Source organism: Pseudofrankia sp. EUN1h (genome assembly GCF_001854645.1).
Lineage (GTDB): Bacteria > Actinomycetota > Actinomycetes > Frankiales > Frankiaceae > Pseudofrankia > Pseudofrankia saprophytica.
The window spans coordinates 25,117-40,393 of sequence record NZ_MBLN01000049.1 but is presented as its reverse complement, the minus strand read 5'-3'; the positions used below and the strand labels follow the sequence as shown (position 1 = coordinate 40,393).

14 protein-coding genes are annotated in these 15,277 nt (G+C 74.3%); 5 read left to right on the top strand and 9 right to left on the bottom strand.

The window, feature by feature from the left end:
• Positions 1 to 182: 182 nt before the first annotated feature.
• The 5 genes from BCD49_RS15030 to BCD49_RS15010 all read right to left on the bottom strand — a co-directional run bounded on the left by BCD49_RS15030 (position 183) and on the right by BCD49_RS15010 (position 4,205).
• On the bottom strand, positions 183 to 557 hold the full coding sequence (locus tag BCD49_RS15030) for a fluoride efflux transporter FluC (protein ID WP_007518759.1): 375 nt from the start codon (positions 555 to 557) through the stop codon (positions 183 to 185).
• A complete protein-coding gene (locus BCD49_RS15025; protein ID WP_007518757.1) occupies positions 554 to 901 on the bottom strand; it encodes a DUF190 domain-containing protein in 348 nt (115 codons plus the stop codon). The genes BCD49_RS15030 and BCD49_RS15025 overlap by 4 nt, the downstream gene beginning before the upstream one ends.
• Positions 898 to 1,401, bottom strand: a complete 504-nt coding sequence (crcB, locus tag BCD49_RS15020) for a fluoride efflux transporter CrcB (protein WP_007518755.1) — start codon at positions 1,399 to 1,401, stop codon at positions 898 to 900. Before crcB ends, BCD49_RS15025 begins: the two co-directional genes overlap by 4 nt.
• Positions 1,398 to 2,381: an SDR family NAD(P)-dependent oxidoreductase gene (locus tag BCD49_RS15015; RefSeq protein WP_007518753.1), complete on the bottom strand. Its 984-nt coding sequence runs from the start codon at positions 2,379 to 2,381 to the stop codon at positions 1,398 to 1,400. The genes crcB and BCD49_RS15015 overlap by 4 nt, the downstream gene beginning before the upstream one ends.
• Positions 2,382 to 2,555: 174 nt before the next feature.
• The gene (locus BCD49_RS15010; protein ID WP_071041598.1) at positions 2,556 to 4,205 is read right to left on the bottom strand and encodes an MFS transporter; all 1,650 of its coding nucleotides are present in this window, start codon (positions 4,203 to 4,205) and stop codon (positions 2,556 to 2,558) included.
• A 187-nt stretch (positions 4,206 to 4,392) separates the two neighbouring features.
• On the opposite strand from BCD49_RS15010, the gene BCD49_RS15005 reads away from it, so the two are divergent.
• Positions 4,393 to 4,956 (top strand): MarR family winged helix-turn-helix transcriptional regulator, encoded by a 564-nt coding sequence (locus tag BCD49_RS15005; RefSeq protein ID WP_007518987.1) that lies wholly within the window; start codon positions 4,393 to 4,395, stop codon positions 4,954 to 4,956.
• Between the two features lie 50 nt (positions 4,957 to 5,006).
• On the opposite strand, the gene BCD49_RS45850 is transcribed toward BCD49_RS15005, so the two are convergent.
• Both BCD49_RS45850 and BCD49_RS14995 read right to left on the bottom strand, forming a co-directional pair.
• Complete coding sequence (locus tag BCD49_RS45850; RefSeq protein WP_007518986.1) at positions 5,007 to 6,599, bottom strand: toll/interleukin-1 receptor domain-containing protein; 1,593 nt, start codon at positions 6,597 to 6,599, stop codon at positions 5,007 to 5,009.
• 72 nt (positions 6,600 to 6,671) lie between these two features.
• Entirely contained in the window at positions 6,672 to 7,694 is a 1,023-nt protein-coding gene (locus BCD49_RS14995) for a tyrosine-type recombinase/integrase (protein WP_007518984.1), read from the bottom strand.
• A gap of 256 nt (positions 7,695 to 7,950) precedes the next feature.
• Between BCD49_RS14995 and BCD49_RS14990 the strand changes: the two genes are divergently transcribed.
• From BCD49_RS14990 to BCD49_RS14975, 4 genes are all read left to right on the top strand, one after another.
• Positions 7,951 to 8,163: a hypothetical protein gene (locus tag BCD49_RS14990; RefSeq protein WP_007518982.1), complete on the top strand. Its 213-nt coding sequence runs from the start codon at positions 7,951 to 7,953 to the stop codon at positions 8,161 to 8,163.
• A 65-nt stretch (positions 8,164 to 8,228) separates the two neighbouring features.
• Positions 8,229 to 8,834, top strand: coding sequence for a Clp protease N-terminal domain-containing protein (locus BCD49_RS14985; protein ID WP_007518981.1), 606 nt, complete (start codon positions 8,229 to 8,231; stop codon positions 8,832 to 8,834).
• Between the two features lie 369 nt (positions 8,835 to 9,203).
• On the top strand, positions 9,204 to 10,940 hold the full coding sequence (locus BCD49_RS14980; protein WP_007518979.1) for an ABC transporter ATP-binding protein: 1,737 nt from the start codon (positions 9,204 to 9,206) through the stop codon (positions 10,938 to 10,940).
• Positions 10,937 to 12,916, top strand: coding sequence for an ABC transporter ATP-binding protein (locus tag BCD49_RS14975; protein WP_007518977.1), 1,980 nt, complete (start codon positions 10,937 to 10,939; stop codon positions 12,914 to 12,916). The genes BCD49_RS14980 and BCD49_RS14975 overlap by 4 nt, the downstream gene beginning before the upstream one ends.
• 57 nt (positions 12,917 to 12,973) lie before the next feature.
• On the opposite strand, the gene BCD49_RS14970 is transcribed toward BCD49_RS14975, so the two are convergent.
• Together BCD49_RS14970 and BCD49_RS14965 are read right to left on the bottom strand one after the other, a co-directional pair.
• Positions 12,974 to 13,768 carry a DUF6585 family protein gene (locus BCD49_RS14970; protein WP_007518975.1) on the bottom strand — a complete coding sequence of 265 codons (795 nt, stop codon included), beginning with the start codon at positions 13,766 to 13,768 and terminating at the stop codon, positions 12,974 to 12,976.
• A gap of 177 nt (positions 13,769 to 13,945) precedes the next feature.
• A complete protein-coding gene (locus BCD49_RS14965; protein WP_007518973.1) occupies positions 13,946 to 15,139 on the bottom strand; it encodes an MFS transporter in 1,194 nt (397 codons plus the stop codon).
• Positions 15,140 to 15,277 lie beyond the last annotated feature (138 nt).

Sequence of the window (15,277 nt, the reverse complement as noted above, 5' to 3'; positions counted from 1 at the left end):
GCGGCGCGGACCCGGCTGTCGGCCGAGCTGCTCGCCGCGATCCTGGAGGTGGACTCCCGCCAGCGGGCGACCCTCGACGACATCGAACGCGCCGACGCGCTCGCCGAGCGGCTGCTGGCCCGCCGCGCCGACCGGCAGCGCGCCGTGGCCGCCGGCCGTCCCACCTCCCAGCCCCGGGCCGCTCAGCCCCAGGCGGCGCTCGCGACGGCGACCCCGAGGGCAGCGGCCCCGAGGGTGCACAGCACCGTGACGAGGACGTTCGCCGCCGCGGCCAGCCGGGAGCCGGTCTCGGCCAGGCGCAGCGTCTCGTAGGAGAACGTGGAGTAGGTCGACAGCGCCCCGCACAGCCCCGTCCCGACCAGCAGGGCCACCCGCCCCGACGTGGCGCCGGCTGTGACCGCCCCGGTGACCAGGCCCAGCAGCAGGCTCGCCGCCACGTTCACGGTCAGCGTCCCCCATGGCCACACGGTGCCGTGGCGGGCCTGCACCGCCCGGTCCACCAGGTAGCGCAGCGGCGCGCCGACCGCGGCGCCGGCGGCGACGAGCAGCCAGCTCACCGCGTCGCCGGCCGGCCGGTGTAGCGGACGACCTCGACCTCGTCGAGCACGACCAGCCCTTCCCCGACCAGCTCGTCGAGCTCGGGGAGGAACGCCCGCACCCGAGGCTCCTCGTCGACGAGGACGACCGTGACCGGCAGGTCCTCCGACAGCGACAGCAGCCGGGTGGTGTGGATGACGGACGAGGCGCCGTAGCCCTCGGTGCCGCGGAACACGGTTGCGCCAGCGAGGCCTGCGGCGCGGGCCCGGCGCACGATCTCGCTCGACAACGGCCGGTGGTGCCACTGGTCGCTCTCCCCGACGAACACGGTCAGCCGCAGCGCCCGGCCGGCGAGCCTCGTCATCGGTGCCTCCCGAGCAGCGCGCGGGCCGCCCGCGGCCCCGCCCGCAGCGTAAGCCTGGTCGCGGCGGAGGCCAGGGTGACAGCCGCGAGCGCCGCCGTCACCGTCCCCGCCAGGTAGGCCAGCGCGAGGCCCACCCGGCCGGCGTCGAGGAGGCGCTGCGCGTCGACGGCATAGGCGGAGAAGGTGGTGAAACCGCCGAGAACCCCGGTGCCGAGGAACGGCCGGACCAGCGGGTGCACCGCTGGGCGGGCGGTGACCACCGCCATGAGCACGCCGATCGCCGCGCAGCCCACCGTGTTGACCGCCCACGTCGTCCAGGGGAACGCCCCCGGCGGGGTCGGCCAGCCGAGCGTGGCGGCGTAGCGCAGGCAGGAACCGGCCACCCCGCCGACGGCGACGACGGCGATCACCGCGCCATGCGTCCCCGCGAGCGGCCGGGGGCGCCGGCGGCGCACCGCTGGCGCGGCCGCCAGGGCGGGTTCCGTGTCGCTCAAGGTCATTCGGGCAGGCCGACGCGGGCCGCCGAGTACTCCCACAGCGCTCTGCCGAGCGTCGCGTCGCGGGCCTGGCGGCCGATGAAGAAACGGTCGCGCACCTTGTAGCGATGCAGGTAGGCGCCGTTGACGGTCTCCGGGTCCGGTCTGGTCGCCAGCGCCACCAGCGGGCGGGCGCCGCCGGCCGGGGTGCGGGCGCCGACCAGGCGCAGCGGCCGGTAGAAGGTGTGCACGAACCAGGTGTCACGCCCGAAGCTGCTCACCACGACTCCCGGGTGCACGGCAGTGGCCGTCGGCCAGCCGGGTGCGGTCCGGCGGGCGAGCTCGCGGGCGAAGGCGACGTTCGCGAGCTTGCTGTCGAAGTAGACGCTGAACTGCTGGTAGCCGCGTCGGGCCCGGTCCAGGTCGGTCAGGTCGATACGGCCGATGGCGTTGACGACGCTGCTGGTCACGATCACCCGTGAGCCGGCGGTGGCCGACAGCCGCGGCAGCAGCAGGCAGGTGAGCAGGAACGGCGCCAGGTGGTTGACCTGGAACGTCAGTTCGTTGCCGTCCTCGGTCAGGGTCGGCCCGGGGAACAGCCCACCGGCGTTGTTCATGAGCACGTCGATGCGCGGGCAGGCCTCGGTGATCTCGGCGGCGGCGCGGCGGACGTCGGCGAGGCGGGCGAAGTCCGCGATGACGGGCAGGGCGCCGGTCTCGGCGGCGACGGCGGCGGTCCGCTGGGGCGAGCGGCCGAGGACGACGAGCCGGGCGCCGAGGGAGCGCAGCTGGCGGGCCGCGGCGGCGCCGATCCCCGCGCTCGCCCCGGTGATGACGACGGTCCGCCCGACCATCGAGCGCCCGGCGCCCGGCCTGGTGGTCTCGGCACCCTGCGGCCAGGTCGCCGCGTTCGCGGCCTCGCCGGCGTCGCCCCGGCTCACGGCCGGGTTCAGGCCACCCGGCGCGGGCTGCCCCGGTGCTGTCTCGGGCGTCGTCTCCACCATCGTCACTCCCACGGCCACCCGCGTGCCTACCCTGGGGCACCCCGGCCGGCGGGGATCATCCCACGGCTCGGCCCGCCATGCCCGCTGGGCTGGCGGAACGTCGTGAACGCGTCCTGGCCGCGACCGGCCTGCCACCGCGCGCCGGGTGACGCGCGGTAGCAGGCCGGTCATCGGTCATCCGCCGGGCTGGGCGGCCAGCGGGGCCGGGGTCGCCACGGGGGCGCTGCCCTGGGCGGGGACGGCCGCCGGCTCGGCCGCGGCGGCCGCGGCTCGCCCGGTGGCGCCGCCGGTGGCCGTGGACCCGCGGGCGCCGACGACCAGGAAGACGGCGACGGCCGAGGCCGCGAGGAACGCCGCGCCGGCGAGGCTGGCCACGTTGAAGCCGTGCACGGTCGCGGCGGTCAGCAGCCCGTGGGCCGCGATCCCGCTGGCCGCCGGGTGGGAGCCCAGGTAACCGGAGGTGGCGGTGCCGGCGATGGTGCCCAGCAGCGCGAGCCCGAGGGACGCGCCGATCTGCTGGGAGGTCATCACCGCGCCGCCGGCGACGCCCGCGTCGCGGCCGGCGCCGAGGGTGGCGATGCTGTTCGCCGGCATCATCACCCAGCCCATCCCGAAGCCGAGCACGACCAGCGACGGCAGCGCGCCGGTCCAGTAGGAGCTGTCCGGCCGCAGCAGGCCGATCAGCGCGAGCGCGACCGCGGCGCTGACCAGGCCCGTGACCAGCAGGTTGCGGATCGGCAGCCGCACGATCAGCCGGCCGACGATGCGCGCCCCGATGATCAACCCCGCGGTCAGCGGCAGGAAGGCGAGGCCGGTGCGGGTCGGCGAGTAGCCGAGCACCTCCTGCAGGTAGAAGGTCAGGAAGAACATCCCCGCGAAGACGGCCACGCCCAGGCTGAACGTCGCCAGGTAGGAGCCGCCGCGGCCGCGGTGCGCGATGACCCGCAGCGGCAGGATCGGGCTCGCGGTCCGCGACTCGACCAGCACGAACAGCGCCAGCAGCCCGACACCGGCGACCAGCGACACGACCGTCGTCGTCGCGCCCCACCCGTGGGTCTCGGCCCGGGAGAACCCGAAGACGAGTGCCATCAGCCCGACGGTCGCGAGCAGCGCTCCCAGCACGTCGAGCCGCGGCCGCGCCGCGTTGGCCGCCGCGGCCGCCGCGGTGCCGCGGGCGGGCCGGGCGGCCTTGGCGGGCACGGCGCTGATCGTGACGATGCTCGCGAGGATGGCCAGGGGGATGGAGATGAACAGGCTGTAGCGCCAGGACAGGTAGCCGGTGAGCAGCCCGCCGGCGATCAGCCCGATTCCCGAGCTCGAGCCCATCACCGTGCCGAAGATGGCGAAGGCGCGGGCGCGTTCGGCCGGGACGGTGAACGTGGTGCCGAGCAGGGCCAGCGCGGCGGGGGTGAACAGGGCGCCGAAGACGCCCTGCAGGCCGCGGGCGGCCAGCAGCATCTCGGTGTTCACGGCGGCGCCGCCGAGAGCGGAGGCGGCGGCGAAGCCGGCCAGGCCGATCAGCAGCGCGCGGCGGCGGCCGAGCAGCTCGCCGACCCGGCCGCCGAGCAGCAGGAAGCCGCCGTAGCCGAGGGCGAACATCGTGATGACCCACTGCCGGTTCGGGTCGGACATGTGCAGCGAGCGCTGCGCGGATGGCAGCGCGATGTTCATGATCGTGAAGTCGGCGGCGACCATCAGCTGGCCGAGCGCCGCGGCGGCCAGCGCCCGCCAGCGCCGCGGGTCGGTCGCGCCGTCGTCCTGGTCTGGGCTGGCCTGCGCGGCGGCCGGGGCGGCGGGCCGCGTCGGTGACGTGTCGGTGCTCATCGCGTTTCCACCCTCGTCCCGCGCTGTGGCGGGTCTCGGTGCCGAGCGCCGAAACCAGGTGTGGGATGCCAGGCTCCGGCGGCACTATCATGGGAACTACCAACGTTGGTGTTGCCAACACTAACAAGATTCGTGGGTAGCGCCAACAAATATGTGGCGGAATCGTCGAGTGTGGAGGTGGAGCCGGGTGGGTGAGGGTCGTACCGACACGGGCGGCACCGAGGAGGCCGCGGCGGGTGCCGCGTGCCCCCCGGGGTCGACCGTCGCCGGAACGCTCGCCGCGTTCTGGCCGGCCCGGGTCCGCGGGCTCGCCGGCTGGCTGGTGAACAAGACGGCGGTGCACTCGCACCGGCTGACCGCCGAGGCGTTCACCGCGGTCGGCGGCCGCCGCTACCACTACGCGCTGCTCGCCTCGCTGGAGGAGTTCGGCTCGTCGAGCCAGGCCGACCTCGGCCGTCGCTGCGGCTTCGACCGCAGCGACGTCGCGGCCATGACCAACGAGCTGGTCCAGGCCGGCCACGTCGAGCGCACGCAGGACCCGGCCGACCGCCGCCGCAACATCATCGCGATCACCCCGGCCGGCCGGTCACGGCTGGCGGAGTTCGACGTGGTGGCCGCGGACCTCCAGGACGCGATCCTCGCTCCCCTGGACGCCCCGGAGCGCGCCGAGCTGGTGCGGCTGCTCACCCGCGTCCTCGAGTACCACACCGCGATCCATGGCTTCCCTGGCGAGCGCCACTCGGACGCCTAGGCAGGGCCCATCCGGCCCTGAGCCGGACCTCGAACTGAGCGAGCCTCGGATCAGTGGCGCGCGGCGGCGAGCAGGCTGCCGGTGCTCCACAGGATGGTGGCCTTGCCGGCGCAGGCGGCGGCGAGCAGGGCGCCGTCGCGGGAGAACGCCAAATCGTTGATACCGCCATGCCCGGCGGCGAACGCCGCGACCCGCGCCGGATGGGCCGGGTCGGTGAGGTCCCACAGCAGGACGGCGCCGTCGGCGCCGCCGGTGGCGAGCCCGCGGCCGTCGGCGGTGACCGCGAGCGCCGTCACGGCCTTGCGGTGCCCGGAGAGGTCGGCGACCGGCTCCGGGTGCGCGGGGCTCGCGACGTCCCACAGCCGGGCGACCCGGTCGCCGCCGGCGGTGGCCAGCAGGGTCCCGGAGGGGACGAACAGCGCGGCGTGCACGGAGTCGCGGTGCGCGGCGAGTGTCGCCATCCGGGTCGGCTTGGCCGGGTCGGCCAGGTCCCAGAGCAGGACGACGTCGTCGTCGCCGCCGGTGGCCAGGCGCCGCCCGTCAACGCTGAACGCGACGGTCCGCAGCCCCTTGCGGTGGTCGGTGAGCGTGACGAGGAGGCTGTCCGGCCCGGAGCGGCGGGTGTCCCACAGGGCGACGACCTTGTCCTGGCCGCCGGATGCGATCAGGTGGGCGTCGGGGCTGAGCGCGACCGCGCGGATGTAGTGACGGTGGCCGTGCTCGGAGAAGACCTCCTCCGGCGCGGACGGATCGGTGATGTCCCACAGCGCGACCCGCCTCCCGTCGCCGGCGACGGCGACGCGGGTGCCGTCGGCGCTGACCGCGAGTGCCCGGACCCACTCCTGGCTCAGCCGGGAGCCGTACTCGATCACGGTGAGCAGGGTGGGCCGGTTCGGGTTCGCCAGGTCGAACAGCCGGACCCTGCCGTCCTGGGCGCCGTTGACCAGCATGCCCCCGGTCGACGGGAACACGACGGCGCGCATCGGGGAGTGCGGCCCCGGGACCTCGGCGAGCATCCGTGGCGCCGTCTCCGTGGCCTCCGGCGCTGCCGGTTCCGCCGGCCGCGCCTCGGAGGGAGCCGCCGCGCCCGAGGTGGGCGCCCCCGGGGCGGGTGGAACGGGCGGGGCTGCGCTCGAAGGTGCCGGCGCGGGATCCCCGGCGCGGGCGGTGGCGGTGGGCAGGGCGGCGAGCTGGCGGCGCAGCCACTCACGGGCAACCGGCGGCTCCAGGCCGAACAGGTCGAACGACACGGCCCGGCGCAGCAGCGCGGGCCGCGGCAGGTCCTCGACCCGGGCCACGATCAGCCCCACGGCCGGTGCCTCGCCCGGGTCGGCCTCCTGGCCCTGGCCACCGGTGGGCGCGTCGGGTGCCTCGTCGTCACCGAGGGCGGCGAGGTAGGCGGCGGACAGGACGACCATGACCTGGTCGGCGTGCCCGGCGGCGGTCCGCAGCGCGGCCGCCACCGCCGGCGTGCCCGGGCGGCCGGCGGGCAGCGGCTCGGCGGTGGCCCGCCGGCCGGCGTCCTGCAGCTGCCAGACCAGCCAGTCGGCCCAGCCGCGGTCAGGTTCGGCGAAACTCACCGCGAGGTCCCACCGGACGCCGCCTGGTGCCGCCGATCCGCCCGTCACGCTGCCCGTTGTCACGTCCGCGAGCCTCCCACGTGGCCCGCCGTCCGTCCCAGCCGGCCCCACACCAGGTGGACCCGCGGGACGCCGCTAGAGACCGACGCGGCCGGACGGGTTGTCGCGGTCGAAGAGCCGCCCCGCGCGCACGTAGCTGTCGAGGGAGGACGCCGAGCGCCACCGGCCCTGCCGCATGATCGCCCGGTCGTTGACGCCGGCGCGGGCGGCGGCGGTCGCGAACCCGGAACGCAGCGAGTGGCCCGCGAAGTCGGCCGGATCCAGGCCCGCGGCCGCGGCCCGCCGCTGCACGATCCGGGCCACCGAGCCCGGGTGCAGCCGGCCGGCGCCGACGTGGCCGTGCCGGTTGATCCCGCGGAACGCCGGACCCGCCGTGAGCCGCGCGGCGGCGGCCCATGCCTGCCAGGCGCGTACCGGGCAGGTCGGCCGGTAGGAGCCGTAGGCGAGGCCGACGAGCGCGCCGAGGCCCTCCTGGTCGGTCTTCGACGAGCGGACCGACAGCACCAGCCCGTCGGGGGTCACCTCGATGTCGGCCATGTCGAGGCCGACCAGCTCGGAACGGCGCAGGCAGCCGGCGAATCCGACGAGCAGCAACGCCCGGTCCCGGACGGCGGCGAGGGTGGCGGCCGCCGCGCCCGGCGCCGGGTCTGGTGCCACGTTCCCCGCCGGCGCGTCGGTACCCGCCGCCGCATCGGCGGGTGGTTCGTCGATCGCGGCGAGGACGCGGGTGAGCAGTGACGTCTCCAGTGCCTCCTTGCGGGCGGGGCGGGCGCCGTGGACCCGGCGGATGCCGTCCCACACGGTCGCGACCTCCGGGGACGTCGCCGGGTTGGGCGCCTTCGCGAGCTGATGGGCGACCGAGATCGCGGCGAGGCGCCGGCGGATCGTCGACGGCTTGTAACCGGCGTCCGCGAGGGCGGCGAGGTAGCCGGCGACGGTCAGCGCGCCCGCCGGCACCGCCGCCGGGGCCGTCGGCTGGGCGGCGCACCAGGCGCGGAAGTGCCGCAGGTCGGTGTCGTAGGCCCGCCAGGTCGAGGTCGCCCGCGCGGCCCGGGCGTACTGGGTCACCCGGTCGGCCAGCGCCGTGCTCAGCTCCATGTCGCCGGCCGGCGCCAGCTCGGCGTCGCCCCTCGCGGGCAGCCGGACGACCTCCCCACCGCCCGGCCGGCCACCGGCGAGGTCGTCGACGTCGTCGCGGTCGTCCGCGGGGCGCGGTCGGCGGCTGGCTCGGGTCCGGTGGCCATGGGAGAAGTGTTCTCCCGCCCGCCGCGCGCCGGCAAGGCCGGCCCGCTGGCGGGATCCTCCTGTCAGTCTGAATTGACAAGGGGCGGAATGTCAGTTCAAACTGACGGACATGGACGTCGACGATCTGCTGGCGCGGGTACGGGCCGGCGACCCGGCCCTCGGCCTGCGGGCGGTCGGGGCGCTGCACCGACTCGCCGAGCAGGTCGAGACACAGGCCGTCGCGACGGCCCGGGAGCACGGCTGGTCGTGGGAGCAGATCGGCGACGCCCTGGGGGTGTCMCGGCAGTCCGCGCACGCCAAGCACGGTCGCGCGGCCAGTTAGCGACCGGCCGGCGCGCCATGCGAGCGGGACGCATTCGAGCGGTACGAGGAAGGAGGCAACGGCCGATGCCCACTCGCTTCGCCCCCGGTGCCCGTGGGGTCGTCGGCGCCGCGCTGGCCGAGGCGCGGCTGCGCGGCGATCGACGGATCGGCACCGAGCACCTGCTCCTCGGCGTCCTGCGTCATCCAGGCACCGACGCGGCGCGCGCGCTCGGCGTGGGCCTGGCCGAGGCACGCGGGGCGCTCGCCATGCTGGACGGGGACGCACTGGCCGCGCTCGGCATCGCCGTCGCCACGACGGCGGCCGGGGCGCCGGGCGACGACGACGCGCAGCCGTGGCCCCCCGGGCCGCCAGCGGGCTGCGGCCCGGGAGCGGGCGACGGGCCGGCCGAGGACCTGGACGGTCGCGCCGCTCTCTTCGGCCGGGAAGGTCGCCGGCCGACGCCCGCGCAGATCGTCCAGCTGCGTGCCGGGCTGAGCTCCGGCGCCCGCGCGGTGCTGGCGGAGGCCGTCGTCGCCGCGCCCACCAGCCCCGACCGCCGGGTCACCCCGGAGCTCCTGCTGCTGGCACTGCTGGAACGCCAGCCACCGGACCCGGCCGCCACGCTGCTCGACCGGCTCGGCGTCGACCGCGCCGCCATCCGGACCCAGCTCGGCGACCCGTCCCCCTAGGAGGACGCCACCCTCCTCCGGCCAGATCCCGGTCGGAGGGAGGAGGCCGCCGGATCCCACCAGACCGCGGGTGCGAGGCGCGGCAGCGCGTCCGCTTCAATGAACTGACCACTGACCGGCCGGCCGGTCAGGACCGGCGTGGCCGTCACGCGGGGCCACCCGTCGGGGACCCTGGCCGCCGGTGGCCGCCGGTTGTCCGGCGCGGGAACGCGTCGAAATGTCTTTGACCTCGCCTGGAGGTGAGTCCGTAGTGTCCGAACGTGCCGCCCGCGCGCTGGCCAGTCCGCGCCGCCCGGCGRCCACCAGCTGTCACACCCGTGCGCGAGCGTCGTCACCGCCCGCCCCGTCGCAGAGAGGGACCGCGACCGCATGCTGATCMGACTCCTGCGGGCCCATCTGGGGCCCTACCGCCCGCAGCTCGCGGCGCTCGTCGCGCTGCAGTTCGCGGCGACGCTCGTGATGCTCTACCTGCCGACGCTGAACGCCGACATCATCGATCACGGGGTGATCACCGGGGACACCGGTTACATCGTGCGGGTCGGCGGGATCATGCTGGCGATCACGGTCGGGCAGATCGTGTGCTCCGCCGGGGCCGTGTTCTTCAGCGCCCGCACGTCAATGGCGCTTGGCCGGGACGTGCGGGCCGCGGTGTTCGACCGGGTGCAGTCGTTCTCCGCCCGCGAGGTCGCCCACTTCGGGTCCCCCTCGCTGATCACCCGGGGAACCAACGACGTACAACAGGTGCAGATGCTCGTCCTCATGGGCTTCACCATGATGATCTCGGCGCCGATCATGTGCATCGGCGGGATCGCGCTGGCGATCCACCAGGACGTGGGCCTCTCGACGCTGCTGATCGTCGTCGTACCGGCGCTGGCGATCATCATCTCACTGATCATCCGCAGGATGAGCCCGCTGGGCCGGGCGATGCAGGAACGGCTCGACACGGTCAACCGGGTGCTGCGCGAGCAGCTGACCGGCCTGCGCGTGATCCGGGCGTTCGTCCGCGACGACCACGAGCGGACCCGGTTCGGGGTCGCCAACGCGGAGTTGACCGACACCTCACTGCGGTTCGGCCGGCTGATGGCGCTCATGTTCCCGCTGGTGTTCACCATGGTGAACCTCTCCAGCATCGCGGTCCTCTGGTTCGGCGCGCACCGCATCGACTCCGGGGCTATGCAGATCGGCGCCCTCACCGCGTTCCTCAGCTACCTGATGCAGATCCTCATGTCGGTGATGATGGCGACGTTCATGTTCATGATGATCCCCCGCGCCGAGGTGTGCGCGGAGCGGATCAGGGAGGTTCTCGACACCGAGACGACCCTGCTGCCGCCCGCCGCGCCGGTCATGCTGGTGACGCGGCACGGCGAGCTGGAGCTGCGCGGCGTCGGGTTCCGCTACCCGGGCGCGGAGGAGCCGGTGCTGCGGGACGTCAGCCTGGTCGCCCGCCCCGGCCAGGTCACCGCGATCATCGGGTCGACCGGGTCGGGCAAGTCGACGCTGCTGTCCCTGATCCCGCGGCTGATGGACGTCACCGAGGGGGCGGTGCTCGTCGACGGCGTCGACGTCCGCGAGCTGGATCCGGCGCTGCTCGCCGCCACCGTCGCCGTCGTCCCGCAGAAGCCCTACCTGTTCACCGGCACCGTGGCCTCCAACCTGCGTTACGGCAACCCGGACGCCACTGACGACGACCTCTGGCAGGCCCTGGAGACGGCCCAGGCCCGCGGTTTCGTCGAGGCGATGCCCGACGGGCTGGCCACACCGATCTCGCAGGGCGGCACGAACGTCTCCGGCGGGCAGCGCCAGCGGCTCGCGATCGCCCGCGCGCTGGTGCGGCGCCCGGAGATCTACCTGTTCGACGACTCGTTCTCCGCGCTCGACTACGCCACCGACGCGGCGCTGCGCGCTGCGCTCGCCCGCGAGACCGCGGCCGCGACGGTCGTGATCGTCGCCCAGCGGGTCGCGACGATCCGCGACGCCGACCAGATCATCGTCCTGGACGAGGGCCGGGTCGTCGGCGTCGGCACCCACCACCAGCTGATGGCCGGCAACGAGACCTACCGGGAGATCGTGCTGTCCCAGCTCACCGAACAGGAGGCGGCCGCATGACGAGCCCCAACGGCCGGTCAGGCGGGGCGCCGCCGGCGCCGCGCCCGGCGGCGGGGGGCGGCCCCCCGGCAGTACGGATGATGATGGGCGGCGGCGTCGAGAAGTCCGCGGACTTCAGAGGGTCGACGCGGCGCCTGCTCGGGCTGCTGCGCCCACAGCGGCGGCTGCTCGTCGCCTCGCTGGTGCTGTGCGCCCTCGCTGTCGCCCTCAACGTCAGCGGCCCGAAGCTGCTCGGCCGCGCCACCGACCTGGTACTCACCGGCGTCTTCTCCAGGAACCTGCCGGCGGGCACGACGAAGGCCGAGGCGGTCGCCCACCTGCGCGCCACCGGTCACGGCACCCAGGCCGATCTGCTCAACTCGCTGAACGTCACCCCCGGCGCCGGGATGGACTTCCACGCCATCGGCGCCGTGCTCGGCTGGGTGCTGGCCGTCTACCTGCTCGCCGGCGTCTTCTCCGTGCTGCAGGCGCGGCTCACCAACGCCGCGCTGCAGCGGATGCTGTCCCAGCTGCGCAGCGACGTCCAGGAGAAGATCACCCGCCTGCCGTTGCGCTACTTCGACCGGGCGCAGCGCGGCGAGGTGCTGTCCCGGGTCACCAACGACATCGACAACCTCGGGCAGAGCCTGCAGCAGAGCATCGCGCAGTTCGTCCAGTCCGTCCTGACGATCATCGGCGTGCTCGCGGTGATGTTCTGGATCTCCTGGCTGCTGGCACTGATCGCGCTCGTCACGGTCCCGCTGTCGATGCTGCTCGCGGCGCGGATCGGGAAGTTCGCGCAGCCGCACTTCGTCAACCAGTGGAAGACCACCGGCCGGCTCGGCGCCCACGTCGAGGAGATGTACACCGGGCACATGCTGGTGCGGTCGTTCGGCCGGCAGGAGGAGTCCGCCGCGATCTTCGCCGAGCAGAACCAGAAGCTCTATGAGGCGAGCTGGCGGGCGCAGGCGATCGTCGGTCTGATGCAGCCCGCGATGATGTTCATCGGGAACCTGAACTACGTCTTCGTCGCGGTCGTCGGCGGGCTGCGGGTCGCCTCCGGTGACCTGTCGATCGGCTCGGTGCAGGCGTTCATCCAGTACTCCCGGCAGTTCTCGATGCCGCTCACCCAGGTCGCGTCGATGGCGAACCTGGTGCAGTCCGGGGTGGCGTCGGCCGAGCGGGTGTTCGAGCTGCTCGACACCCCCGAGCAGGACCCGGACCCGGCCGAGCCGGCCCGGCCCGCCGAGGTGCGCGGCCGGGTCGCGTTCGAGCACGTCGCGTTCCGTTACGAGCCGGACAAGCCGCTCATCGAGGACCTGTCGCTCGTCGCCGAGCCGGGCCACACGGTCGCGATCGTCGGCCCCACCGGCGCCGGCAAGACCACGCTGATCAACCTGCTGATGCGGTTCTATGAGGTCACCGGCGGGCGGATCACCCTGGACGGCGTGGACATCGCGACGATGACCCGCGACGAGCTGCGCGCGGCGACCGGCATGGTGCTGCAGGACACCTGGCTGTTCGGCGGCACGATCGCCGACAACATCGCCTACGGCGCCGACGGCGCCACCCGCGAGCAGGTCATCGCCGCGGCGAAGGCCGCCCACGTCGACCGGTTCGCCCGCACCCTGCCCGACGGCTACGACACGGTCCTCGACGACGAGGGCACCGGCGTGTCCGGCGGCGAGCGGCAGCTCATCACGATCGCCCGGGCGTTCCTCGCCGACCCGCAGATCCTTATCCTCGACGAGGCGACCAGCTCGGTGGACACCCGCACCGAGGTGCTCATCCAGCGGGCCATGTCGCAGCTGCGGGACGGGCGGACCGCGTTCGTCATCGCCCACCGGCTGTCCACGATCCGCGACGCCGACACGATCCTGGTGATGGAGCACGGCTCGATCGTCGAGCAGGGCACCCACCAGGAACTGCTGGCGGCCGACGGCGCCTACGCCCGCCTCTACCAGGCGCAGTTCGCCCAGGCCGTCGCCGAGGTCTGACGGAGCGGGGAGGTGACCGGATGACCCGGCCGGCCGTCGGCCGGCCGGGTCATCCGGTCACGACGCCGGACGGGACCGCGCCGTCGAGAACCACCGTGCCCAGAGGCCTTCTCGGCGCAACGGAGGTCCCGCCTTCTGGGTGAAGTGTGTGATCACGCTCATCAGGACAGGGAGATCACGGAGCTCGCGCAGCGATGCAAGCGCGACGGGCAGCAACCGCTTCTGCGCGCTGTAGACCTTGAGCTGGTTGTCCTCGACCAGGAACTTGCTGATGTCCTGCCAGGCGACCAGATGCTCGCCGGTGTCGCTCGCGAGCCCGGCCCGCTCCGCGCGCAGCGAGCCGAACTCGGCGATCCCGGTGGACTCCACGGCCGCGAGGCTCTCCTGCAGCAGCCGCGGGCAGACCCGGTCCTCGACGGCCTGAACGACCTGGCTGGAATTCCGGAAGAAGTATCCCACCGTGACCGTGCCGCCGTTGGCGAGTACCAGCAGGTAGAGCGGTGCCCGCGACAGGTAGATCGCGATGTGGCTGACGTCGGCCCAGGCGAGTGTGTTCCGGTGCTTCGCACGGGGGCCATCGGTGACGATGCCGCCTGCGAACAGGTACAGGCGTCGTCCGTTCAGCAGCCCGATGGCGAGCACGGCCGCCAGGATGACGACCACGATGGCGATGGACAGTGTCTCGACGACGGCACCCGCGGAACTGCTGAAGATCACGACTATCAGAGCCAGGAGGGCCAGGGGTCCGATCAGCTGTAGGACGCGGATGGATCTATGAGCGCTCTCGAAGGCGCCGAGATCGCGCTCGGCGGCGGCGGCGAGGACCCACGGCGGCGGCGCCTGCTCTGCCATGAGGACCCACTCCAGCCGTCGAATGTGTCGAATATGGGGAAGAAGGCGGCGCGGTTTCCGACATTGATGTCCGGCTCCGGGCGCGGTGCGGACAGTGAACCATGGTGATCGACTTTGCGCCAGATCTTCCACAGCCACGGCGACACACTGGTCTTTCTGGCTGGTTGCCGCTGCCGGCTAGGCCGGGCCGCGACGGGTCCTGACGCCGCGCGGCCGGGTACCGCGGCGGCGGGCGGCCAGGGCGAGCAGGAGGTAGGGGCCAGCGGCGGCGGCGAACAGCCAGCGGGCCGGCAGACCCAGCCCGTCGGCGCCCGCGCCGTAGGCGGCGAAGGTGGCTATGGCGACAGCCTCCATGCCGGCTCCGGACAGGGAGGTGACGGTGGCGCGGCAGCTGTCGTCGAGGCTGTCCTGCAGCCGTGCGTCGGCCTGCGCCAGGGCCCAGTAGAAGATCCCGAACGCGACGGCGACGGCGATGACGCCGACCGGCGCCCCGCTGCCCGCGCCGAGGGCCAGCAGGACCGCGGCGGCGAACAGCAGAGGAATGAGCCACCGGCCGCCGCGGCCCGCGACCAGCCCGCCCAGCGTCGACCCGGCCACCACGACCGCCACCAACACCGGCACGGCCGTGGGCGCGGCGCCGGTGTCACGGACGAGCAGCGGCACGTACTCGTCGAGTGCTCCGACGACGGTCAGCATCGCCGACAGCAGCAGCGCCCGGCGCACCGCCGCCGTCCGCCGCACCGCGGCCAGTCCCGACCGGAGCACCGCCAGCCCCGACCGCTCCTCACCCAGGATCGCGTCGTCGTCGTCGCCGGGCGGTGCGCCGGTGCCGTCCCGACGGGACCGGTCCTGGCCGCCCGGCGGCTGGGGCGCCGGTTGTTCCGGCAGGGCGCGACCGGCGGCGGCGCACAGGAGCAGCGCGGTGACGCTGACCGCGCCGGTGGCGGTGTAGCCGCCGGCGGCCACCAGCGGGCCGGCCAGGACGGTGGCCAGCAGGCCGGCGGTGCCGCCGGCCGCCTGGGAACGTCCGATCAGCCGGGGGTAGGCCGCCGTGGCGCCAAGCCGGTCGAGCTCGGTGTAGACGAGCGCCTGCAACGCGCCGGAACGCAGGGCGGTTCCGGCGCCGAGCAGCACGAACCCCGTCGCGAACGACCAGAACGACGGCACGGCCACCCACAACGCGTAGCCCGCCGCGTCCAGCGCGGGGGCGAACGTCAGCAGCCGACGCCGGGAGACGACGTCCGCCCACACCCCTGACGGGATCTCGAGCAGGAACGTCGCGGCCGACCACAGCGCGAACAGCGCCGAGATGCCCGCCGTCGACACCCCGCTGTCCGCGAACAGCAGCGCGTAGAGGGGGTAGAACGGCACGCATTCCTCGAGGAACGCGTAGAGGTACAGCCGCCGCGCGAGCGCCCGTTCGGGCCGCGCCGGGCTTCGTCGCCGTTCGGGTTGTCGCTGGTGGGATCAATGTCGCCAGGTCACGGTCAACAGCCTAAGGCCCATCGG